General features: G+C 34.5%; 23 protein-coding genes. 15 read left to right on the top strand and 8 right to left on the bottom strand.

From position 1 onward, the window contains the following. Position 1: 1 nt before the first annotated feature. From rocD to G508_RS0111145, 3 genes are all read right to left on the bottom strand, one after another. Complete coding sequence (gene rocD / locus G508_RS0111155) at positions 2-1,246, bottom strand: ornithine--oxo-acid transaminase (protein ID WP_026705396.1); 1,245 nt, start codon at positions 1,244-1,246, stop codon at positions 2-4. A 194-nt stretch (positions 1,247-1,440) separates the two neighbouring features. After that, the gene (locus G508_RS0111150) at positions 1,441-1,851 is read right to left on the bottom strand and encodes an OsmC family peroxiredoxin (RefSeq protein ID WP_026705395.1); all 411 of its coding nucleotides are present in this window, start codon (positions 1,849-1,851) and stop codon (positions 1,441-1,443) included. A 108-nt stretch (positions 1,852-1,959) separates the two neighbouring features. Next, positions 1,960-2,976, bottom strand: coding sequence for a sensor histidine kinase (locus G508_RS0111145; protein ID WP_169628028.1), 1,017 nt, complete (start codon positions 2,974-2,976; stop codon positions 1,960-1,962). Between the two features lie 196 nt (positions 2,977-3,172). Between G508_RS0111145 and rlmD the strand changes: the two genes are divergently transcribed. The 3 genes from rlmD to G508_RS0111130 all read left to right on the top strand — a co-directional run bounded on the left by rlmD (position 3,173) and on the right by G508_RS0111130 (position 5,911). Continuing rightward, entirely contained in the window at positions 3,173-4,588 is a 1,416-nt protein-coding gene (gene rlmD, locus G508_RS0111140; RefSeq protein WP_026705393.1) for a 23S rRNA (uracil(1939)-C(5))-methyltransferase RlmD, read from the top strand. A 68-nt stretch (positions 4,589-4,656) separates the two neighbouring features. Continuing rightward, on the top strand, positions 4,657-5,202 hold the full coding sequence (locus G508_RS0111135; protein ID WP_026705392.1) for a DUF6452 family protein: 546 nt from the start codon (positions 4,657-4,659) through the stop codon (positions 5,200-5,202). Beyond that, on the top strand, positions 5,171-5,911 hold the full coding sequence (locus G508_RS0111130; RefSeq protein WP_026705391.1) for a DUF6048 family protein: 741 nt from the start codon (positions 5,171-5,173) through the stop codon (positions 5,909-5,911). The genes G508_RS0111135 and G508_RS0111130 overlap by 32 nt, the downstream gene beginning before the upstream one ends. Before the next feature lie 80 nt (positions 5,912-5,991). On the opposite strand, the gene G508_RS0111125 is transcribed toward G508_RS0111130, so the two are convergent. Both G508_RS0111125 and G508_RS0111120 read right to left on the bottom strand, forming a co-directional pair. Continuing rightward, positions 5,992-6,225 (bottom strand): hypothetical protein, encoded by a 234-nt coding sequence (locus G508_RS0111125; protein WP_026705390.1) that lies wholly within the window; start codon positions 6,223-6,225, stop codon positions 5,992-5,994. A 6-nt stretch (positions 6,226-6,231) separates the two neighbouring features. After that, positions 6,232-7,413 carry a THUMP domain-containing class I SAM-dependent RNA methyltransferase gene (locus tag G508_RS0111120; RefSeq protein WP_026705389.1) on the bottom strand — a complete coding sequence of 394 codons (1,182 nt, stop codon included), beginning with the start codon at positions 7,411-7,413 and terminating at the stop codon, positions 6,232-6,234. A gap of 90 nt (positions 7,414-7,503) precedes the next feature. Between G508_RS0111120 and G508_RS0111115 the strand changes: the two genes are divergently transcribed. From G508_RS0111115 to G508_RS0111080, 8 genes are all read left to right on the top strand, one after another. Further along, a complete protein-coding gene (locus tag G508_RS0111115) occupies positions 7,504-8,247 on the top strand; it encodes a class I SAM-dependent methyltransferase (RefSeq protein WP_026705388.1) in 744 nt (247 codons plus the stop codon). A 51-nt stretch (positions 8,248-8,298) separates the two neighbouring features. After that, positions 8,299-9,018, top strand: a complete 720-nt coding sequence (locus G508_RS0111110; RefSeq protein WP_026705387.1) for a ZIP family metal transporter — start codon at positions 8,299-8,301, stop codon at positions 9,016-9,018. Between the two features lie 44 nt (positions 9,019-9,062). After that, positions 9,063-9,875: an N-acetylmuramic acid 6-phosphate etherase gene (murQ, locus tag G508_RS0111105; protein ID WP_026705386.1), complete on the top strand. Its 813-nt coding sequence runs from the start codon at positions 9,063-9,065 to the stop codon at positions 9,873-9,875. Between the two features lie 68 nt (positions 9,876-9,943). Next, on the top strand, positions 9,944-10,165 hold the full coding sequence (locus G508_RS0111100) for a DUF6095 family protein (RefSeq protein WP_026705385.1): 222 nt from the start codon (positions 9,944-9,946) through the stop codon (positions 10,163-10,165). Continuing rightward, positions 10,165-10,737: a pentapeptide repeat-containing protein gene (locus G508_RS0111095; protein ID WP_026705384.1), complete on the top strand. Its 573-nt coding sequence runs from the start codon at positions 10,165-10,167 to the stop codon at positions 10,735-10,737. The genes G508_RS0111100 and G508_RS0111095 overlap by 1 nt, the downstream gene beginning before the upstream one ends. Position 10,738: 1 nt before the next feature. Then, positions 10,739-11,314, top strand: coding sequence for a DUF1572 family protein (locus G508_RS0111090; RefSeq protein ID WP_026705383.1), 576 nt, complete (start codon positions 10,739-10,741; stop codon positions 11,312-11,314). After that, positions 11,311-11,685, top strand: coding sequence for a hypothetical protein (locus G508_RS0111085; RefSeq protein WP_026705382.1), 375 nt, complete (start codon positions 11,311-11,313; stop codon positions 11,683-11,685). The genes G508_RS0111090 and G508_RS0111085 overlap by 4 nt, the downstream gene beginning before the upstream one ends. A gap of 163 nt (positions 11,686-11,848) precedes the next feature. Then, a complete protein-coding gene (locus G508_RS0111080) occupies positions 11,849-12,622 on the top strand; it encodes a TerC family protein (RefSeq protein ID WP_026705381.1) in 774 nt (257 codons plus the stop codon). A 410-nt stretch (positions 12,623-13,032) separates the two neighbouring features. Here the strand turns inward: G508_RS0111080 and G508_RS0111075 are convergent, their stop codons facing one another. Together G508_RS0111075 and G508_RS0111070 are read right to left on the bottom strand one after the other, a co-directional pair. After that, positions 13,033-13,884, bottom strand: a complete 852-nt coding sequence (locus tag G508_RS0111075; RefSeq protein WP_157485971.1) for a hypothetical protein — start codon at positions 13,882-13,884, stop codon at positions 13,033-13,035. A 235-nt stretch (positions 13,885-14,119) separates the two neighbouring features. Then, on the bottom strand, positions 14,120-15,343 hold the full coding sequence (locus tag G508_RS0111070; RefSeq protein ID WP_026705379.1) for a porin: 1,224 nt from the start codon (positions 15,341-15,343) through the stop codon (positions 14,120-14,122). Between the two features lie 90 nt (positions 15,344-15,433). Here G508_RS0111070 and prmA point away from each other — a divergent pair, with 90 nt between their 5' ends. Continuing rightward, positions 15,434-16,270 carry a 50S ribosomal protein L11 methyltransferase gene (gene prmA, locus G508_RS0111065; protein WP_026705378.1) on the top strand — a complete coding sequence of 279 codons (837 nt, stop codon included), beginning with the start codon at positions 15,434-15,436 and terminating at the stop codon, positions 16,268-16,270. Between the two features lie 36 nt (positions 16,271-16,306). Continuing rightward, complete coding sequence (locus G508_RS0111060; protein ID WP_026705377.1) at positions 16,307-16,582, top strand: ATP-dependent Clp protease adaptor ClpS; 276 nt, start codon at positions 16,307-16,309, stop codon at positions 16,580-16,582. 77 nt (positions 16,583-16,659) lie between these two features. Here the strand turns inward: G508_RS0111060 and G508_RS0111055 are convergent, their stop codons facing one another. Further along, the gene (locus G508_RS0111055; RefSeq protein ID WP_026705376.1) at positions 16,660-17,124 is read right to left on the bottom strand and encodes a lipocalin-like domain-containing protein; all 465 of its coding nucleotides are present in this window, start codon (positions 17,122-17,124) and stop codon (positions 16,660-16,662) included. Positions 17,125-17,581: 457 nt separating this feature from the next. On the opposite strand from G508_RS0111055, the gene G508_RS19570 reads away from it, so the two are divergent. Then, positions 17,582-19,411 carry a T9SS type A sorting domain-containing protein gene (locus tag G508_RS19570; RefSeq protein ID WP_026705375.1) on the top strand — a complete coding sequence of 610 codons (1,830 nt, stop codon included), beginning with the start codon at positions 17,582-17,584 and terminating at the stop codon, positions 19,409-19,411. A 139-nt stretch (positions 19,412-19,550) separates the two neighbouring features. After that, positions 19,551-22,358 carry a helix-turn-helix and ligand-binding sensor domain-containing protein gene (locus G508_RS0111045; RefSeq protein WP_026705374.1) on the top strand — a complete coding sequence of 936 codons (2,808 nt, stop codon included), beginning with the start codon at positions 19,551-19,553 and terminating at the stop codon, positions 22,356-22,358. The last annotated feature ends 70 nt before the right edge of the window (positions 22,359-22,428 follow it).

The raw sequence follows: 22,428 nt of genomic DNA, 5'->3' as shown, positions 1-22,428 counted from the left end.
TCTATTTTTCAAACTCTTTCAAAGTGTTGATGATAATGTTCACACAATCGAGCAGTTCTTCTTCGTTCATAACCAATGGTGGTGCAAAACGAATGATGTTTCCGTGAGTTGGTTTGGCAAGCAAGCCATTGTCGCGAAGACGCATGCAGATGTTCCAAGCCGTGTCGCTTTCTTCTGTATCATTGATTACAATCGCATTCAACAATCCTTTTCCTCTAACAAGTGTTGCAATGTTTGAATTGGCTACAAACTCACCAATTTTTTCTCTGAAGATGATACCTAATTTCTCCGCATTTTCAGCCAAGTTTTCATCTTTAACTACTTCAAGAGCGGCAACAGCAACAGCAGCTGCAACAGGATTCCCTCCGAAGGTAGAACCGTGTTGTCCAGGTTTGATGACATTCATCACGCTATCATTTGCCAAAACCGCCGAAACTGGATAAACACCACCTGATATTGCTTTTCCTAAAATCAAAATGTCTGGCTGTACATTTTCATGGTGAACTGCCAATAATTTTCCTGTTCTTGCAACTCCGGTTTGCACTTCATCTGCAATAAACAAAGCGTTGTGTTTTTCGCAAAGGGCTTTCGCTTTCGCCAAATAACCTTCGGATGGCACATAAACTCCTGCTTCTCCTTGGATTGGCTCCACAAGGAAACCTGCAATATTTTTGGTCGATGCCAATGCTTTTTCCAAAGCATCCAAATCATCATAAGCAATTTTGATAAATCCGGCCGTGTAAGGACCGAAGTTTTTTCGGGCATTTTCATCATTAGAAAACGAAATGATAGTGGTTGTTCGTCCGTGAAAATTTCCTTCACACACAATAATTTGTGCTTCATGTTCGGCTACACCTTTCACTTCATAAGCCCATTTTCTACAAAGTTTCAAAGCTGTTTCTACCGCTTCTGCACCTGTATTCATTGGCAAAACCTTATCAAGCCCAAAAGTTTCAGTGATGTATTTTTCGTATGGTCCTAGTTGATCGTTAAAGAATGCTCTAGATGTTAGCGTTAACGTTTGAGCCTGATTGATCATTGCATTTACAATTTTTGGATGGCAATGACCTTGATTTACAGCTGAATATGCCGAAAGAAAATCATAATATTTTTTTCCTTCAACATCCCAAACATATACACCTTCTCCCCTGCTCAACACAACCGGAAGCGGATGATAATTATGAGCTCCGTATTTGTTTTCTAAATTGATAATTGCTTCTGAACTTGTTTTTTCTAAGACTGCCATTATAACTATTTTTTAAATAATGCTATACAATTCCTACTTGTGGAGAGAAATCACCCTATTTTCTACAAAATTAATAAAAATAAATCTTATAAATTGATTATTCTTTAATGTTTCGTGTAATCCTAGCATTTGTAGAAAATAAAAATCCATACTTATGATTGCTCATAAATACGGATTATTATTTCTTATAAAAATTAAGCTAGAGTAGCCGAAGATGTAATTTTCGTATCCAATAATCTAGAAATCGGACAATTATTTTCGGCTTTAGTAACCAATTCTTGAAACTTCTCGTCTGTAATTTCCTTTACTTTTCCAGTAACTGTTAAGTGTGAACCAACTACACTTCCATCTTGAAAATCTACGTCACATTTGGTTTCCAAGCTTTCAACTTCAAAACCTTCCTCCGTGATATAAGCCGATAATTGCATCGTGAAACAGCCTGAATGTGCTGCTGCAATTAGTTCTTCTGGGTTTGTGCCAATTCCGTTTTCAAATCTAGTTTTGAAGGAATATTGAGCACTGTCTAAAACCTTACTTTGTGTTGTTAAAGCTCCTTCTCCTTCTTTTACAGATCCTTTCCAGACTGCTGTTGCATTTCTTTTCATAATTTTTGAGGTATTTTGGATTATTTTATCTCAAATTTAAACCTTTCAAAAAGGAAACATGTTATGAAATTATGATTTTTAACAAAAATAAAACACTTCACCTTTCTACTAATACAACTTTAGCTTCACCGTGAATTTTGAACCCTTATTGATTCCTTCGCTTTCGGCAGTAAAAGTTCCGCCAAATTTTTTGATGATCTGTTTTGATAAATAAAGTCCAATTCCGGTTGACTTCTCGTCTTGGGTTCCTCTTCTGCTCATCTTGGTAAACTTGTCAAATAACACTTCGCTTTTAGAATTTTCAAAACCAATTCCGCTATCTTGAATCATGATTTCAAAATGCTTTTCGTTCTTTGTAAAACACATTAGGATTTTACTTTCTGGAAAAGAAAACTTGATGGCGTTGCCAAGAAGATTGGACAACACCCTAAACAAAAGTTCCTTATCGGCTTTTAAATATACTATCCCGATATTTTTTTCAATAATTAAATCTATTTTTTTAGTGTTTAGCTTATGATCAAAATTCTCTTGAAGTGAAACCACTAAATCCTCAACATCAATTGATATCACTTGGATTTCTTGCCTGTGAATATTCTCTTCTTCTTTCAAAAAATTGATGAATTTTTCAATAAAAGAAGATTGTTTATCTGTATTTTCAATTATCAACTGTGCATAATTCTTGATATCTTCTTCAACATTTTCGTCTGTAATTATTTTTGCCAATGAAGAGGCATTTTCCACATAATTCTTTAAATCATGCGAAAGCAAAAAAATCAAATCCTGCTTGTTTTGCAAAAGTGTTTCATTTTCGACAACAGTTGATTGAATATTCTGCATTAATTTTCCCGCTTCATCATCAAATTCACCTAAAAAGTTGGGTACAATTTTACTGCTTCGATAAAGGTTCAACGCTTTTGACATCACCTTTATAGGTTGCATCAAGTTGTTCAATACTAAAAGCGTTATGGCAGTAGCCACCAATGTCAACAATAAAGTGAGTATAAAAATGGTTGTGGGTGAAAAAGCACTTTCGAAATTGAGGATAAAAACAATCAAACCAATTAACGGAATATGGATACCGAGAAAAGCTATAAACAAGAACTTGGCAACATAGCTCTTTCTCAAAAACTTAATTTTGGATAAACTTTTGTATAAATTCATAGAACTTTGGGGCTTTATTAGTTACTGATAAAGATAGTATTATTATCATTATCAACACTTGAACGCAAAAATAGTTGTAAAATGGTTCTAAAATAAAATCAATTCAAAAATAATTCACAATTTCAATTTGAAAAACTAATCAAACCCTTATTTTTGCGCTATGGCAAGAAAAATTACAAACAAGATCGTTTTCAATCATATAAAGGTTCTAGATGCTGGAGCCAAAGGAGTTTCGGTAGCAAAAGCACCAGACGGAAAAGTTATATTTATACCAAATGTTGTTTCTGGCGACGTGGTGGATGTGCAAACATTCAAGAAACGCAAAGCCTATTATGAAGGAAAAGCAGTTCGTTTTCACGAATTTTCTGAGCATAGAATTGAACCGGTTTGCCAGCATTTTGGTGTTTGTGGAGGTTGCAAATGGCAGAATATGAAATATTCTCAGCAACTTTTATATAAGCAAAATGAGGTAAAAAACCATTTGCAAAGAATCGGGAAGATTGAACTTCCTGAATTTGAAGATATCTTAGGTTCAAAAGAGCAATTCTTTTATAGAAACAAGATGGAATTTGGTTTTTCGAATTCACGTTGGTTGACCGAAAGCGAAATTGAAAGTACGGAGGATTTAGGAAACCGAAATGCTTTGGGCTTTCACATTCCGAAAATGTGGGATAAAATTTTGGATATTACCAAATGTCATTTGCAACAAGATCCTTCGAATGCCATTCGAAATGAGATTCGTGATTTTGCAAACGAAAATAATCTGGAATTCTTTGATCCAAGAAACCACGAGGGCTTGTTGAGAACCTTGATGATTAGAACTGCTTCGACAGGAGAAATCATGGTTTTGATACAATTTTTCAAAGAAAATAAAGAAAAAAGAGAGCTCTTGCTTAATTTCTTGGCTGAGCGTTTTCCTGAAATTACTTCTTTGCAGTATGTCATTAACGAAAAACCAAATGATACTATTTATGACCAAAATGTAATGCTATATAAAGGTCGTGATTATATTTTGGAAGAAATGGAAGGCTTGAAATTTAGTATCAATGCCAAATCGTTTTACCAAACCAACTCGGAACAAGCTTATGAGTTATACAAAATCACAAGAGATTTTGCAGGCTTGACCGGTAATGAAATCGTTTATGATTTGTATACAGGAACGGGAACCATTGCACAATTCGTTTCGAGAAAAGCGAAGAAAGTTGTTGGTGTTGAAGCTGTTCCAGAAGCAATTGCTGATGCAAAGGAAAATGCAAAACGTAACGAAATTACCAATTGTGATTTCTTTGTTGGTGATATGAAAGTCGTTTTCAACGAAAACTTTATTGCCCAAAACGGAAAACCAGACGTGATCATCACTGACCCTCCACGAGACGGGATGCACAAAGATGTTATCGAACAAATCCTGAAAATCGCTCCAGAAAAAGTGGTGTATGTGAGCTGTAATTCGGCTACACAAGCTCGTGATTTGGCCTTAATGGACGAAAAATATAAAGTTACTCGTGTTCGACCAGTCGATATGTTTCCGCAAACGCATCATGTGGAAAATGTTGTACTTTTGGAGAGAAGAGATTAGCCCCCAAACCCCAAAAGGGGCTTTCCAATATTATGGCTTTTTTTGGTTTGAAAATTAAAAATGAAAAAATGAAAAAAATACTTTGTGTCCTATTTATAGTCGGTATTGTATTGGCAGGTTGTGAAAAGGATGATATTTGTGATCCTTCAACACCTACCACGCCTCGATTGGTTATCAAATTTTATGACTTCAATAATCCTTCGGTTGTCAAGAGAATGAACAATCTAAAAATCGTTGGTGAAGGAATGAATTATAACAATGGTGTTTTAAATAATAATGGAAGCCAGTTTTGGAATGATACTGTTGCCTATATTCCGCTAAAAATAAATGAAGATGTTTCTAAATTTCGATTTATTCGCTTTGCACAGGATACACTTCTTGCAAATGCAACCATAGACACTCTTGCATTTAACTATTCCAGAAGAGACGAATATGTTTCGAGAGCATGCGGATTTAAAACCAATTTTGACTTGTTTGGAATTCCAAATGCAAGTCCGTTTGTATTGAACAATGATGACGCTGCAACTTCTGGAAATTGGATTGAAAATATTGAAGTTATTGAACCTAACCTAGACAACGAAAATGAGACACATATCAACATCTATTTTTTGTAGCATTGTATTGATTTTGTGTTCATCAGTAATTGTAGCACAAGAAAAACAGCAAGATTCATCAGCAGTTCCTGTTATACCGCAACGTTATGGAATTCGTTTTGGAGTCGATTTACTGAAATTAGCCCGAACAGGTTATGACAAAGATTATACAGGTTTTGAAATCGTTGGTGATTACCGTTTAACAAAAAAATATTATTTGGCGGGAGAAATTGGAAATGAGAACAAAACTACTGATGAAGATCAGGTGAACTTCACCACAAAAGGTACTTTCTTTAAAGTAGGTTTTGATTACAATATGCACGAAAACTGGCTCGACCTGGAAAATATGATCCATGTTGGTTTGAGATATGGCGTTAGTTCGTTTAGTCAGCAAATCAATAATTATAATATTTATAATCCAAATCCTTATTGGGGACAACTTCCTGCAACCAATGGAGGAGCTGAATTCAGCGGACTTTCGGCACAATGGCTTGAGGTGGTTGTAGGGATGAAAACCCGAGTTTTTGATAATGTTTTTGTAGGCTTCAGTTTCAGAATGAACCGAATGATTTCGAACAAACAACCGGGAGGCTTCGATAATCTGTACATTCCAGGTTTCAACCGAACCTATGATGGTGATTTTGGCGTTGGGTTTAATTATACGGTTTCTTATCTTTTACCTATCTATAAGAAGAAAAATGTTCCTGTTGTTGAGGAAGGGAAGAAATAATAAGTATAAAAAAATGGGCAAGTTGCCCATTTTTTTTATTGATGCATAATTTATGAAAATCTTTTAAATATTTAAATCTTTTATTTAATCTGCTTGATTCCCTTCATAAGAATCCATTTCATAAAAAGCTTTTCACCTTCATTGGTTTTCACCGCTTGAAATTGTGGAGCCAAGATGGTTCCTGCAACAAAAGCTGTTAAAGGAACCCAAAATCCTTCCAGATTCGTATAAGCATCCACTAAAAAACGGACAATAATAAACAATATTGCAAAACTTAATAGCTGGTAGATAAAGGCTTTGGTTTTTAAACTCATTTCTTTTTAATTTAAATCATTATTATCGCTAGAAGTTTGAAACTTTGTTCTTTTACTTCCTTCATACATTTCATATTTCACCAACCTTGCTTCCAGACTTCCGTTGAAAAGCTTGATTTTTCTTGATGGTTTCAAACCTACAAATTTCAAAGCTTCGAGATTGGCAGTAATAAACCAAGCGTTTGTTCCGGGATAATTTTTCTTTAAGGTATCACCGATATTCTTGTAAAAATTTTCCATCTGGATATCCAAACGTTCTCCATAAGGCGGATTGAAAACCATGTGTAACGGTCCTTTCGAAGTTTTTTCGGTATCAAAAAAATTGTTTTCAGAAATGGTTATATATTCATCCAAATTGGCATTCTTGATATTGTCTTTTGCCTTGCTAACTGCCGAAGGTGCTTTGTCATAACCTTTTATCGTATAATGAAACTCACGCACTTTCTTCAAGCAAGACGTCACAATTTGGTCAAATAAATCATTGTCCCAGTCGTTCCATTTTTCGAAAGCAAATTCTTTTCGGTTGATATTGGCTGGAATATTACAGGCTATCATCGCGGCTTCCGCCAAAATAGTTCCTGAACCGCACATCGGATCAATGAAATCTCCTTGTCCGTCCCAACCCGAAAGCAAGAGCATTCCAGCTGCCAAAACTTCGTTGATTGGGGCGATATTTGTAGCTGTCCTGTAACCTCGTTGGTGCAAAGAATTTCCCGAAGTGTCCAAAGCGACTGAACATTGATCCTTATCGATATGAATATTAATCCTCAAATCGGGATATTGCTTGTCGATGCTTGGTCGTTGTCCGGTTCTAGTTCTAAACTGATCCACGATTGCATCCTTACACTTTTGCGAAACAAACTCAGAGTGGTTGAATTTTTCAGAATGCACTGTAGCATCAATCACAAAAGTCTGATTTGAATTCAGATATTTCGACCAATCGATTCCCGAAATTCCTTTGTAAAGACTTTCTTCATTATTGACACGGAAAAAATAAATGGGTTTCAATATTTTCAAAGCTGTCCTCAAAGACAAATTGGCCTTATACATAAACCCCTTATCGCCCTTAAAACTAACCATTCTCACTCCTTGCTCAACTTCCTGAGCTCCCAACATTTGCAGTTCTTTTGCTAATATTTCTTCAAAACCAAAAAAGGTTTTGGCAACCATTTTAAAATTATTTTCCATAGCCCCCTATCCCCCAAAGGGGGAATTCTTTTATTATTCGTGTGCAAAAATACACTAAATTTGCAGACTTGAATTAATAGAAAACGATAAATGTCCGAATTACAAAATCCTAGTATACCCAATTGGTTTGAATCTTGGTTTGATACACCCTATTACCATATACTTTATAAAGACCGCGATTATACCGAAGCCCAGTTGTTTATGGACAACATTACCAATTATTTGAATCTTCCCGAAGAGGCTAAAATTTTGGACTTGGCCTGCGGAAAAGGACGCCACTCTATCTATCTGAATCAATTAGGGTTTGATGTTACAGGTGCGGATTTGTCAGAAAACAGTATCGCTGAAGCTAAAAAATCCGAGAATGACCGTTTACATTTTGTAGTGCACGATATGAGAAAACCGTGCAACGAAAAGTATGACGCTATTTTGAATTTGTTTACAAGTTTTGGTTATTTCGAAAATGACGCCGATAACTTGACAACCCTAAAAGCAATAAAAGAAAGTCTTACAGAATATGGTTTTGCCGTGATTGATTTTATGAATGTGCATCAGGTAATCAATAACTTAGTTGCCGAAGAAGTGAAAACTGTGGATGGAATCGACTTTAAGATTAAGCGTTTTCATATTGACGGATACATTTATAAGGAAATTGATTTTGAAGATAAAGGTCAAAAATTTCATTTTACTGAAAAAGTAAGAGCTTTAACCTTGGAAGATTTCGAAAATTTGATGGAAGAAGCCGGAATTTATCTTTTGGACACTTTTGGAGATTATAAATTGAAGAAATTCCATAAAAATGAAAGCGAAAGACTGATAATGGTTTTTAAATAATTTAGATTGCAGTCCCGAAACTTCGGGATAGATTTATACAGAAATTAAAGAATGATTTATATTTTACCCCTACTCTCGGTTTTGCTTGGTTATGGAATTGCATTATTCTTGAAACCGACTAAAAAAACCAACTTGAAATTGCTAATGGCTTTTAGCGGTTCGTTTTTGCTTTCCATTACCGTAATGCATTTGTTGCCAGAAGTATATGAATCAACAAATCATGGTGATCATAACCATTCAGGTGCTGTTGGGATTTACATCATGCTTGGAATTTTGTTCCAAATTATATTGGAATTCTTTTCAAAAGGTGCTGAACATGGTCACGTTCACTCACATGGTCACGATGAAAGCTCGAAGATGCCTTGGGCTCTTTTTATAAGCCTATGCATTCATGCTTTTATGGAAGGGTTTCCCGTTAGCCATCATAGTGATCTGGCCTTAGGAATTGCCATTCATCATTTGCCGATTGCAGTTATCTTGACGTCTTTTTTCCTGAATTCACATCTGAATAAAACAGTTGTATTTTTCTTTATGATTGCTTTTGCAATTATGACACCACTTGGAACACTAGCTGCTGAATATTTTACTTTTTTGAATCATTATTATACTGAAATTACAGCCGTAGTAATTGGAATTCTGTTTCATATTTCATCCACTATTATTTTTGAAAGCAGCGAAAACCACAAGTTCAATTTGGCAAAATTATCGATGATTGCCATTGGAATTGTATTGGCTTACTTTTTAGGAATTGAAGCACCCCATTCGCATTAGCTTTTGCTATAAATCCTTATCTTTAAGCATCAAAAAAAATAGAAATGACCTTCACCAAAACCACCGAACAATCATCGAAATACGAACATTTAGAAAAAATGTCGGTTGCTGAATTGCTTTCAAACATCAATCAGGAAGATAAAACTGTTCCTTTTGCTGTTGAAAAAGCATTGCCACAGATTGAAACTTTGATAACTGAAATCGTTTCGAAATTGAAATTAGGCGGAAGACTTTTCTACATCGGAGCTGGAACTTCTGGACGATTGGGAATTGTGGATGCTTCCGAATGCCCTCCTACTTTTGGCGTTGCATTCGATTTGGTAAACGGAATCATTGCCGGTGGTGACAAAGCCATCCGTAGAGCTGTAGAAAATGCCGAAGACAATACAACCCAAGCCTGGATTGATTTGCAGGAGCAAAATATTGCTGAAAACGATGTGGTTATTGGGATTGCGGCATCGGGAACAACACCTTATGTTATTGGCGGATTGCAAAAATGCAACGAAAATAACATTGCCACGGGAAGCATTTCGTGCAATGCTGGAAGTCCGTTATCGCAAACTGCAAAATTCCCTATCGAAGTAATTGTTGGACCTGAATTTGTAACTGGAAGCTCCCGAATGAAAGCCGGAACTGCCCAGAAATTAGTCTTAAACATGATTTCCACTTCCACAATGATACAACTCGGGAAAGTGAAAGGCAACAAGATGGTTGATATGCAATTGAGCAATGATAAACTCGTAGATCGGGGTGTAAAAATGATCATCAGTGAAATCAATGTTTCATACGAAGAAGCTTCGGAACTATTGAAAAAATATGGAAGCGTGAGGAAAGCGGTGGAAAATTATAAGTTATAAATTATGAGTTATGAGTTCCAATCTAAACTCTAATCCCGAAGCTTCGGGACTAAAATCTAAAATTAATTGTGGGAACCAATAGAAAAATATTATCCAAGGGAATATCTTATATGTCATGGGCTTTGCCAGCTTTGTTTATAGGACCTGCAATTGTTCATTTTGCCTTTATCAACAAGCTCCAGCCTATTTATTGGCTGATTTTGAGTATTGGAATCTTGGTTTGCCTTACCGGAATGGTAATGGTTTTCTTAGGAATTAAAACGATTATTAAAAGCATGTTTGATAAATAATGGAAAACCTAATCCACCTCTACAAAACCTTCGAAAAGGTAATTTATCTTGATAAGAAAATCAATAACCGTGAATTCGAAGGTTGCATTTTCAAGAATTGCGACTTCTCGAGCAGTGATTTTTCCTATAACACTTTTGTAGATTGTGAATTCATTGATTGCAATCTTTCGATGACCAAACTTTCAGGTTCGAGTATGCGAAATGCGAGTTTCAAGAACTGCAAACTACTTGGAATTCAATTCAATGAATGTGATGATTTCCTTTTTAGTGTTTATTTTGTAGAATGTATCCTAGACTATTCATCCTTTGCCAATAAGAAAATGCCAAAGACCGAATTCATCCATTCCTCCTTGAAAGATGTCATTTTTATTGGAACCAACCTTTCAGGCTCTACCTTTGATACTACAGACTTGAGTGGCGCTATTTTCAATGATACCGAACTGAAGGAAGTCGATTTTGTAACGGCTTATAATTATACCATCGACCCAGAATCCAACCCGATGCGAAAAGCAAAATTTGCCACACAGGGAATTCCGGGACTTTTAGAAAAATATGATATTAAAATTCAATAATATGGAAGCCAATACCGCTTATCTCGAAAGTGTCAAAAAGCAATTTCTCTATTATAAAACCTTGGGGGAAAAAGCTTTTGAACAAATAGAACCCGAACAACTTTTTATCTCCTTAAACGAAAATACCAATTCGATTGCTGTAATCGTAAAGCATCTTTCGGGCAATATGCTTTCAAGATGGACCGATTTTCTGACTACCGATGGCGAAAAAGAATGGAGAAACCGTGATGCTGAATTTGAGGAAAGCATTACCACAAAAGAGGAACTTTTGTCTTTTTGGAACAAAGGTTGGGATTGTTTTATAACCACCTTAAACACACTAGAAACCAATCATTTATCGCAAATTATTTATATCAGAAATGAAGGGCATACGGTAATCGAAGCCATCAACAGGCAACTAGCCCATTATCCCTATCATATCGGGCAGATTGTTTTTTATGCCAAATTATTAAAGCAGAGCGAATGGAACAGCCTTTCGATTCCGAAGAATAACTCGACAGCCTATAATGTCGATAAATTCTCGAAAGAAAAAACCATAAAAAATTTTACCGAAGAAGAACTAAGACGTTTACAATGAAGAAAATAACCTCACTACTGGCCCTACTCCTTTTATGTTCCTGCTTCGAAACCCCAGAAAGGGAATGCAAGGATTTTAAAACCGGGAAATTTCGATTTGACTATGAAGTAGATGGCATAAAGAAAACTACTACCTTCATTCGTACTGAAAATCAAGAAATTGATTTCTATGAAGGAAAATCGGACACTTCTTCTATCAAATGGATCAACGATTGTGAATATGTTATCCAAAAGATCAACCCGAAAAACATGCAGGAAAAAAAGGCAATTGCGATGAAAATCCTTTCCACCTCAAAAAATTCTTATACATTTGAGTTCGGAATGGTTGGAAGTTCTGAAAAACAAACCGGAACCGTAGTGAAGATTGAATAATCAGGAGTTATAAATTATGAATTACTAAGTTGTGTGCTTTATGCAAAGCATTTGATTATCTTATAATTTAAAAAAATTAATTCATAAACTATACACCGTTTGTATCACTATCTTTAATTTCTAATTCTTGAAAAACTCATAACTTATAATTCATAACTAAAAAATGGAAGTATTTTTAAATCCCGATGCTTGGATTGCCCTATTAACCTTAACCTTCTTAGAAATTATTCTGGGAATTGACAACATCATTTTTATCTCGATCGTAACGGGGAAATTACCCGTGGAGAAACGCAAAAAGGCCACCAGAATTGGTTTGTTCTTGGCAATGTTTATGCGAATTGGATTGCTGTTTGGAATTACCTTACTAATTGCCATGAAAGCACCCTGGTTTTCATTCGATTGGGGCTGGTTTAGTGCCGATATTACAGGTCAAGCCATGATTTTATTAGCAGGAGGATTGTTCCTGATTTATAAGAGTACCAAAGAAATCAGGGAGAAAGTGGAACACAAAGGCCATGAGGAACAAACATTGGGAAGCAGTGCCACAAAATCTTTTTCGAATGTCATCCTGCAAATCCTGATGATCGACCTGATTTTCTCAGTTGATTCGATTTTAACGGCGGTTGGGATGACCAACGGACTAGAAGGAGCCCTTTATATCATGATAACGGCAGTAGTGATTTCCGTGGGAGTCATGATGCTGTTTGCAGTTCCTGTTGGGAATTTCGTGAATGCAAATCCTTCGATTCAAATACTGGGTCTTGCTTTCTTAATTTTGATAGGATTTATGCTAATCACAGAAAGCATGCACCTTTCCGATGCACAATTAATAGGACAACGCGTTGGAGCGGTTCCAAAAGGTTATCTCTATTTTGCCATTGCATTTTCGCTAGCTGTGGAGTTTATTAATATGAAGATGGATCGGAATAAGAAGTAGTTTTTTTTTTTTTTAACAAATACTCATTTAAATAAAAATAGTAGCACCAATTTTCTTCAAATTATTATGGAGAAATTGGTGTTTTTTTTTACCACTTCCCATTATTTAGTTGTAAGGAAGAATATTTATTACTATCATTTCATAACTTTATAATTAAGCAAAATGTATTGATATGTTGACTGGAAATAATTCAATATTAATTTACTTACTGTTTGATGCTATAGTTTGTAAAAATTATGCTATAATCTTATTTTTTTAGCAACTCAACAATTTCAATATTCTCAAGAGAAGATTAAAAATAGTATCGTCAAAGGACTTTTGAACATCAAAAAATATCAAATAACAATGATTGAAATTAAAAAACCCGATTACTTTCGTAATCGGGTTTTAAAATCTAATTCAAAATTAGATTATTTCTTGTTTTTTGCTAATACTGCATCTAAATTTGCTTGCAATTCAGCAGGAGTAACCGTAACAACTTTGATTTTCGAGCCTGCAGAACTTCTTGCTGAATTTCTTCCTGCTTGATTAACGAACTCAAAGTCACCACTAAAATCACCATATACATAAGAACCATTAGCTAATTTGATACCATATGTAAAATCCCATGATTGAGCAGTTTCATCTACTGTCAAAGCTTCCAAATTCCAATTAGCATCTGTTGTAACCTCAGTTTCTAAAATCTCTTGACTGTTAATAAATACATTAGCATCAATAGTTACTTTACTTGAAGTAGGCAATCCAAACGCATAATTACCTAATTCAGGTAAAGTTAAAAATTCAGATCCTGCTTCCTGAGCTGAAGTAAAATAAACATAAATATCATTTGGATATGTAGCAGTCTCACCAGTACCTACTTGATTGTAAGGATTAGCTACAAAAACATTTGCTCCAGCTTCTGTTGAACCTAAATAATACATAATAGAAATGTCTGTAACATTTGAAGTTCCATTAGCAAAAACAGTATTTGCAGCTACATTACCATTAACAACAACTGCTGGACTTGTAAAAGTATCTAATTTAGCCGTTAAAGAGTGAGCTCCTGGTGTTGTTAGTGTATAAGGAGAGGTAACAACAGTTGTTCCGTCATAAAACACAACATCAGCTGTAACATCTTCTCCATTGTTGTCTTTAGCTGTTAAGGTAACAGATTGTCCTAAATCAACTGAAGTAGAACTTACAGTTAATACAACTCCAGTCACTGCTGGTCCTCCATCTGAATCATCGCTTCCGCATGATACAAACATTGTCGTACTTGCCATGGCAAGAAATAAAAATAGTTTTTTCATAATAAAATAATAAGGTTTAATTAACTAACGTAAAAATATATTTAAAAATTAATACCGCAAAGAATAATGTATTTTTTTTAGCTTATTTAACAAAAATGAAATATTTTAAGTAAATATAAAAATATAATTCAATATATAATTCCTTCACTTGATTTATTTTCATTATTTAAGAGATTTACGAAGCGTAAAAATATCCAGCTTGTCAGAATTATATTCCTATTTCGACTTGAAAACGCAAATACCAATTGTTTTTAGTGCTTCCCTCGTGGTAATTAAGGTTATCAAAAGTCAATTCCGTTTGGATTTTGAAGGTATGCTCCCAAATATATTTAGTAACTCCTAGACTGTATTGTTTTTGATCTGGAGCGAGAAGCATGATGTCGTCTCCTACTTTTTGAGTCGAATATCTTCCAATAATTTCATAATTGGACGGAAAAACATAACTCAATTGATAATCAAACCCACTCCCTATATAAGCATAATTAAAATTGGTAGCATCATCAGGGTTAAAAGTTACCGCATTCTCATTGGTTGTTCTAGACATATAGCTCGTCATCGCTGCCCAACCATTATATTTTAGCATAGCATCCAGCATTACAGATTTCATTGTTCGTGCCTCAAACAAGTCACTTCCTAGTTGGCCTTGTGTGCGTTTTGCGTGATTATTTTGCTGAAAAGCACCTGAAAGCATCAACTTTGGCTTAGGCTCACGAAGGACATCACCTTCAAAATAAGTTCCATCTTTTTGAAATGCGCCAAACGGAAAAATCTCTGCTTTTCCAGTAACCGCTACCCCATCATCGGCTTTTCCTGTAACATTTCGACCTTCACCAGTAGAGACAGCGCCTTTTAGATTGTATGAAAATTTGTCCTTAAACTCATTCAAGTTGTGCACCTGAAACCCAAAATCCCTATCAATAGTAAATCTTGCATTGTTGATGGAACGATCTGTAAGTTGCAAACCTCCAGAGGAATTAACACGCTGACGGTTTCCTGGAAGCTTAGTTTGCCCAAAACTGATATTCCAGCTTTTATTAGGCCTATAAAAAACTACCGCATCACGAATAATATTGATATTTTCGCCAGGGATTACTTCGCCAACATCTCCCGGAGAAAAAGATAATTGAATGGCATACAAAAACTTAGGATTTCCTACATAACCATCAAAACGCAGTCTAAGACGGCGAATTTGTCCGTCATAAGCCGGTTTTTCGTCTTCGTTTTCGATATAGGTAACACGATTTTGCATCCTGAATCGAATATTAAGTTGAAATAAACTGTCGGGAGAAGTCAATCCAATACCTTTTCCGAAATTATAGTAAGGTAAAGTGGAAAGTTTTAAATCATTGTCATCAGTTGCTTGCTTAATAGTAACTTGAGCATTCAACGAATAAGCGAAGAATAGTGCAAAAATTGCAATTGTTTTTTTCATTAAACCAGTTGTGTTAAGTTGATGCAAACTTAATATTAAATTTACTTACCGTATGTTATGATAATATTACCTTTGCAAAAATTTAATGTTATGGCAAATACCTATCTAGGATATCATTTTACGGTCGAACCGAAAGAGCTTGGCTCAGAAATATTAGTAGCCGAATTGGGCGAAAAACCTTTTGAAAGCTTTACAGAAAGCGATTTTGGTGTGGTTGCCTACATCCAGAAGCAGCTGTGGACAGAAGATGTTTTGGAAGATATTCAAATTCTGAGTTCGCCTGAGTTTACGATTTCCTATACAATTGAAGAAATAGAACAAGTAAACTGGAATGAAGAATGGGAGAAAAATTTCGAACCAATTGATGTGGACGGAAAATGCCATGTTCGTGCACCTTTTCATCCTAAAACCAATGCCGAGTTTGATATCGTGATCGAGCCTAAGATGAGTTTCGGTACCGGACATCACGAAACCACCCACATGATGATTCAGCATTTACTGGAAACAGATGTTAGAGGTCTAAAAACCCTGGATATGGGATGCGGAACTGCTATTTTAGCCATTTTAGCCGAAATGAAAGGTGCTCAGCCAATTGACGCCATTGATATTGACAACTGGTGCTACTTAAATTCTATCGAAAATGCCGAACGGAACAATTGCCGTCACATCACTGTTTATGAAGGTGATGCAACAATATTGGAAGGTAAAAAATATGACTTGATTATAGCCAACATCAACAGAAACATCCTTTTGAATGATATGGAAGCTTATGTGAAGTGCCTCAATAAAGAGGGTATTTTGCTTTTAAGTGGTTTTTATGAAGAGGATATTCCATTCATTGATGCCTCCTGTAAAGAACAAGGTTTAACGTATGTTAAGAAATTTAAAAGAAATAATTGGGTTTCTTTAAAATATATAAATTCGTAAATTTGTTTCCAGATTCAAATCAGTATACAATTTAAAATGAGTACAATCGAAAAAGTTTTAGAAGAGGTTTTGGTTGAAGAAGCTGTAGGGCTAAACAACGAAATTGTTTTATTTAATGACGATGTAAATACATTTGATCATGTAATTGAAACACTCATCAGAGTTTGCAACCATACAGCAGAACAGGCTGAACAATGTGCAATATTAGTACACTACAAAGGAAAATGTACAGTAAAAACAGGATCTTTAGACGAATTAAAACCGCAGTGTACCCAACTCCTGGATGCAGGATTGAGTGCTGAGATTGTTTAAAAGAACCTATTAGTCATAAAAAAAAAGCCCTAAACTACTCTAAGTTTAAGGCTTTTCTTTTTTAATACAACTTCTTTTTAGTTAGCAGCTTTTTTGAAAAAAAGTGTCAATGTTGTTGTTGTTCCACCTGGAAAAGAAACTTCAGTAGAAAGCTGTAAATCTGAACTGGTTAATCTTTTAATTTGATAAACACCATCATATTGACCATCATTAATAGTCAAGGTATTGTCATTTTTCACCCAACTAGATGGTTGAGCTTCATCTTCTGTACAAACGTCAGAAACGTTTTTGAAATAAACCACTTCTCTTAGGCTACCACTTTGAACAAATTCAAAATAATCCTTATCACAACCAGGCTCATGTCCATCATAGTTTTCAACTTGAGCAGGAGAATTTCCTACTTTAGTTTCTGTTTTTAATGGATTCCATTTTCCAACAATAGATGCTTCTGCACCTCCTCCGTTGTCATCACTTCCACAAGAAGTTAACGTTAAACCTACTAATACAAACGCTGTTAAAATCGCTCTTTTCATCTTTTTCATGTTTAAATTTTTATTGTTAACGAGCGAAAATAGGGATTTATTACAATCTAATTTGTTAAAATTTGAATAAAGATTACTAATTTCTTAAAATCAATAAATCAATTGCCATATTATCAACTATTTAGACTTTATAATTGCAATAATGTAATTCTCATTAATTCAATTCCATAGGATATAAATAAGAATTTGACACTTTTTTCTATTAAAATTAATCAAATACATAAAAATACTTATAAAATTTTCTCTAAAAAAACAATACATTACCACAACATTTTGCATTTTACATCATTATCAAACCTTATTATTAATGGAATATTACTCTAAAAATCTTTCGCAAAACCATGTTTTAGTTGTGTTTTAAATAGTTTACAATTTGTATAGTTTTTATATAGTTGGTTTTTATACAAATCTTCTATTTCAATCCTAAATTTGAGATACAACAAAAAACAATAGTATCATGAAAAAAATTACGCAAACGATTTTCCTTTTAATTTGTTCTTACGGCTTTTCGCAAGCTCCAACAGATGCACCACCGGTTCCTACACGAAATCCGGCGAATGTTATTTCAATGTTTAGCAACACTTATACCAATGTTCCAGTTGATACTTGGATAACGGAATGGTCAGCTGGAGCCTTGGAAGATTTATCCATTGCAGGAAACGATGTAAAGAAGTACTCTAACCTTAGTTTCGTTGGTATTGAAACGGTTGGCCCTAACCTTATTGATGCTGGTGACATGCTTTATTTTCATGTTGACATATGGACACCCAACCTTACAACCTTCAGAATCAAACTAGTGGATTTTGGCGCAAATGGTGCTTTTCAAGGTGGCGATGATACTGAGCATGAAATTATATTTGAAACACCTGCTCAAAATGGCTGGGTAAGTTATGACATCCCTTTGACTAATTTTACAAATTTGATAAACAAAGAGCATATTGCACAACTTATTTTCTCAGGAATGCCAGTTGGTACAGGAACTGTATTTATTGACAATGTATATTTTACGAACGAAGCAAGTACGGTTCCAACAGATCCTATAGTAGCAGCTCCACTTCCAATATTGCCGCAAGCTGATGTAATTTCACTATTTAGTAACGCCTATACCAACGTTGCAGTTGATACGTGGAAAACAGAATGGTCGGATGCTACGTTAGAAGACGTTCAAATTGCAGGAGACGATGTGAAAAAATATGATCCTTTGGTTTTTGTAGGAGTTGAAACCGTGACTTCTCAAATCGATGCTTCGGGTATGACTGCTTTTAATGTAGATGTATGGTCGCCTGACTTCACTGTTTTCAAAATAAAATTGGTTGATTTTGGCCCTAATGGTGTTTTTCAAGGCGGTGACGACTCTGAACATGAAATCACTTTTAATAGTCCTGCACAATCTACTTGGAATTCCTATACCATTCCTTTGGCAGAATTTGAAAATCTAACTTCATTGCAACATATCTCCCAAATTATCTTTGTAGCAAGTGGTGCAAAAGTATATATTGATAATGTCTATTTTAGTAACGAAACAGTTATTGTTATCCCTTCAGACCCAACAGTTGCAGCACCTACTCCAACGATGGATGCTGCAAATGTAATCTCGATGTTTAGCAATGCCTATACAAATGTTACGGTTGACACTTGGAAAACAGATTGGTCGGATGCGACTTTGGAGGATGTTCAGGTTGCAGGAAACGACACGAAAAAATATACCTCTCTAAACTTTGTGGGTATCGAAACCGTTACTTCTCAGCTTGACATCACGGGTATGACACATTTCAATGTAGATGTTTGGTCGCCAACTTTCACGCAATTCAAAATTAAATTGGTAGATTTTGGTGCAAACGGAATCTTTCAAGGTGGCGATGACGTAGAACATGAATTGACTTTTGACAATCCGGCTCAAAGCCTATGGGTAACGATGAGTATTCCTTTAACAGATTTTGTAGGATTGACAACAATGGAAAATATTGCCCAGTTGATCTTTGTTGGTGGGGGTTCTAAAGTATATGTAGATAATGTTTATTTCAGTAATGGAGCTTTAGCGACTGAGGATTTTAAAATTTCTTCAGTGAAAATGTATCCTAATCCAGTTAGCGATTTCTTCCATGTAAGTGCTGAAAAAACAATTGACAACATCACCTTTTATAACCTACTTGGACAAGAAATACTATCAATAAATTCATTCAAAAACAATGAAACTATTAACCTTTCAGGTTTTCAAAGCGGAGTTTATATCGCCAAAGTAACCGTAGAAGGAAAAGTAACTACATCAAGAATCATTAAAAAATAATTTTTTTTTTAGTCAGCAAGCACGTTTTTTCTACGAAAAAACGTGCTTTTTTATTATACGAAGCACCGTAAAATAACGTTGCTTTTTTTGACAAAACCTATTTATATTTCTATCTTTAGCAACCTATTTAAATTCGATTATGAAAGTTTTTCCTCTAAAATTAGTGCTTCTTTTCTTTACCGTTTCTTTTCTTGGAGTTGCACAAGAGTTGCCGTCTATTGTGAAATATAGTTCGGAAGAATATGGTGCTGGAAACCAAAATTGGATGCTTGATCAAGATAAAAAAAACTTCATCTACATTGCTAACAACGAAGGATTACTAGAATTTAATGGTGCAAATTGGAGACTTTATCCATCACCAAATGAAACGATTCTTCGTTCAGTAAAAGTGATTGAAAACACAGTATATACGGGATGTTACATGGAATTTGGTTTTTGGATTAAGAATGAGAAAGGCATTCTCGAATATACCTCTCTTAGCAAAAAAATAAAAGAAAAGTTAATTGATGATGAACAATTTTGGAACATTATCAACTATGATCAATGGGTTATATTCCAATCATTGAATAGGATTTATATTTATGATAGCAAAACCCAACAGTTCAAAATTATCACACCCAAAAGCGGTATTTTAAAATCGTTTAAAGCACGTGACGGTATCTTTTTTCAAAGCGTTGACGGAAGTATTTTTGAAATTAAAAATGGGAATTCGCATATTTTAGTCGATCAAAAAATCATGCAGAATAAAAAGGTCTTGAATATTTTTTCTTCAAATGATGGCATCCTCATTCAAACACAATACAGCGGATTTTATAAATTTTCAGATGGCAATCTTCTAAAATGGACGACTGAAGCTGATGCTTTGCTCAATTCTACCAGTATCTATGCAAGTATCGTTTTGAATAATGGAAATTTTGCTTTAGGGAGTATATCAAATGGTGTTTTTATCATAAGTCCAGAAGGAAAAATATTATACCATATCACTCAAAATCAAGGATTAAGCAATAACACAATCCTTTCATTATTTGAAGATCGGGAGAAAAATCTTTGGATTGGACTTGATAATGGAATCGATTGTTTGAATATTTCTTCTCCCATAAAAACCTTTTTCGACAAGACAGGAATTCTAGGAACAGTCTATTCTTCGACGGTATTTAACAATAAAATCTATGTAGGAACAAATCAGGGATTATTTTATAAAACCAATAATTCAAACGAGCAATATCAAATCGTGAACGGAACGAAAGGTCAAGTTTGGTCACTTTTTGAATATGACAACACCTTATTTTGTGGTCATGATTCAGGTACTTTTGTTATTAATGAGGGTACTTCGAGCTTGATTTACAACCAATCGGGAACATGGAAGTTTCAAAACTTTCCTAATAATCCAAATCAATTACTTCAGGGGAATTATTCAGGAATTAGTATTTTGGAGAAAACGGCTTCAGGATGGAAATTCAAAAATAAAATTGCAGGTTTTGATTATTCATCTAAATTTTTTGAAGTTAACTCGCCTAACGAAATAATTGTAAGTCATGAATATAAAGCCATTTTCCGACTTTTATTAAACAGTAATTTTACAAAAGTTACAAAATTTGAAACCTATAAATCGCCAGCAAAGGGAAAAAATGCAGGTCTAGCAAAATTCAACAACACGATAATTTATGCTTCAAAAGAAGGGATTTTCAAATTTAATAACCAAAATAAAAAATTTGAAAAAGACCTAATATTAAGCAAGGCGATTGAAAATGACGAATATCGTTCGGGGAAGTTAATAGTCGATAAATCCGACAAACTATGGCTTTTTACTAAAAATAATATTAATTATTTCACTATAGGAAAATTGAGTAGCGAGCCAAAACTCAACACTATCCCTATCCCCTATTCACTCAATAATTCGATGCCTGGTTATGAAAATATTTCGAGAATTGGAGAGAATATTTATTTTATTGGAACTACTGACGGCTACTATTCAATGAACATTAATGAATTGAATTTCAATAAATTCAATATCAATTTAAATACAGTTTATAAAAATGAAAGCAACTCGAACATTCATTATATCTCCATTACAGGTGATGAAGAAATCGATTTTGTTTCCAATAATCTTACGTTCAATTTTAGTGTACCAGAATACAACAAATATATTGTAGCCGAATATCAATACTTGCTTGAAGGTTATTTTGAGGAATGGAGCGTTTGGTCAAATAAACCGTATGTAAGTTTCAAAAATCTGCCTTTTGGAGATTATACTTTTAAAGTTCGTGCTAGGGTTGGGAATTCGCTTTCAGAAAATACAATTGTCTATCACTTTACAATTGAACGACCTTGGTATGCTACTAATTTAGCCATATTGATCTATCTGATCATTATCTTCATAATTGCATTTTTTGTGCATAAAGCTTACAATTCTTATTATCAAAATCAAAAGAACAAGTTGATTGAAGACAATAATAGAAAATTGGAATTAAAAGAAATGGAGGTTGAACAAGAACTGCTAAAAATAAAGAATGAACAATTGGAACTTGATGTAAATAGCAAGAACCGCGAATTGGCTGTTTCGACTATGAGCCTGATTAAGAAAAATGAATTATTGACATCCATCAAGGAAGATTTGAAAAAAACAGATGATAATTCGAAAAATATCAAAACCGTAATCACAACAATCAATAAAAACATCAGTGAAGAAGATACTTGGGACCTCTTCAAGGAAGCTTTCAATAATGCAGATAAAGACTTTTTGAAAAAAATAAAAGCTGCACATTCTTCCCTAACACCTAATGATTTAAGGCTTTGTGCGTATTTGAGACTCAACCTTTCATCGAAAGAAATTGCACCATTATTGAATATTTCCGTAAGAAGTGTTGAAATAAAACGATATCGTTTGCGTAAAAAAATGGATTTACCTCACGAACAAGGGCTTGTTGAGTATATACTATCCATATAGCACCACTACTACATCTGTAAAAATTACCTATACATTACCACAACAACAACGTTGTATTGGCTCTTTTTTT

The sequence above is a fragment of the Flavobacterium soli DSM 19725 genome, assembly GCF_000422705.1.
Classification (GTDB): Bacteria; Bacteroidota; Bacteroidia; order Flavobacteriales; family Flavobacteriaceae; genus Flavobacterium; species Flavobacterium soli.
The sequence above is the reverse complement of the archived record's forward strand: the minus strand, read 5'-3'. Positions and strand labels throughout refer to the sequence as shown.

Excerpts from the sequence above, each read along its gene's own strand:
- rocD (WP_026705396.1), bottom strand. The coding sequence starts at position 1,246 with ATGGCAGTCTTAGAAAAAACAAGTTCAGAAGCAATTATCAATTTAGAA.
- G508_RS0111150 (WP_026705395.1), bottom strand. The coding sequence starts at position 1,851 with ATGAAAAGAAATGCAACAGCAGTCTGGAAAGGATCTGTAAAAGAAGGA.
- rlmD (WP_026705393.1), top strand. The coding sequence starts at position 3,173 with ATGGCAAGAAAAATTACAAACAAGATCGTTTTCAATCATATAAAGGTT.
- G508_RS0111135 (WP_026705392.1), top strand. The coding sequence starts at position 4,657 with ATGAAAAAAATACTTTGTGTCCTATTTATAGTCGGTATTGTATTGGCA.
- G508_RS0111130 (WP_026705391.1), top strand. The coding sequence starts at position 5,171 with ATGAGACACATATCAACATCTATTTTTTGTAGCATTGTATTGATTTTG.
- G508_RS0111125 (WP_026705390.1), bottom strand. The coding sequence starts at position 6,225 with ATGAGTTTAAAAACCAAAGCCTTTATCTACCAGCTATTAAGTTTTGCA.
- G508_RS0111120 (WP_026705389.1), bottom strand. The coding sequence starts at position 7,413 with ATGGAAAATAATTTTAAAATGGTTGCCAAAACCTTTTTTGGTTTTGAA.
- G508_RS0111115 (WP_026705388.1), top strand. The coding sequence starts at position 7,504 with ATGTCCGAATTACAAAATCCTAGTATACCCAATTGGTTTGAATCTTGG.
- G508_RS0111110 (WP_026705387.1), top strand. The coding sequence starts at position 8,299 with ATGATTTATATTTTACCCCTACTCTCGGTTTTGCTTGGTTATGGAATT.
- murQ (WP_026705386.1), top strand. The coding sequence starts at position 9,063 with ATGACCTTCACCAAAACCACCGAACAATCATCGAAATACGAACATTTA.
- G508_RS0111095 (WP_026705384.1), top strand. The coding sequence starts at position 10,165 with ATGGAAAACCTAATCCACCTCTACAAAACCTTCGAAAAGGTAATTTAT.
- G508_RS0111090 (WP_026705383.1), top strand. The coding sequence starts at position 10,739 with ATGGAAGCCAATACCGCTTATCTCGAAAGTGTCAAAAAGCAATTTCTC.
- G508_RS0111085 (WP_026705382.1), top strand. The coding sequence starts at position 11,311 with ATGAAGAAAATAACCTCACTACTGGCCCTACTCCTTTTATGTTCCTGC.
- G508_RS0111080 (WP_026705381.1), top strand. The coding sequence starts at position 11,849 with ATGGAAGTATTTTTAAATCCCGATGCTTGGATTGCCCTATTAACCTTA.
- G508_RS0111075 (WP_157485971.1), bottom strand. The coding sequence starts at position 13,884 with ATGGCAAGTACGACAATGTTTGTATCATGCGGAAGCGATGATTCAGAT.
- G508_RS0111070 (WP_026705379.1), bottom strand. The coding sequence starts at position 15,343 with ATGAAAAAAACAATTGCAATTTTTGCACTATTCTTCGCTTATTCGTTG.
- prmA (WP_026705378.1), top strand. The coding sequence starts at position 15,434 with ATGGCAAATACCTATCTAGGATATCATTTTACGGTCGAACCGAAAGAG.
- G508_RS0111060 (WP_026705377.1), top strand. The coding sequence starts at position 16,307 with ATGAGTACAATCGAAAAAGTTTTAGAAGAGGTTTTGGTTGAAGAAGCT.
- G508_RS0111055 (WP_026705376.1), bottom strand. The coding sequence starts at position 17,124 with ATGAAAAAGATGAAAAGAGCGATTTTAACAGCGTTTGTATTAGTAGGT.
- G508_RS19570 (WP_026705375.1), top strand. The coding sequence starts at position 17,582 with ATGAAAAAAATTACGCAAACGATTTTCCTTTTAATTTGTTCTTACGGC.
- G508_RS0111045 (WP_026705374.1), top strand. The coding sequence starts at position 19,551 with ATGAAAGTTTTTCCTCTAAAATTAGTGCTTCTTTTCTTTACCGTTTCT.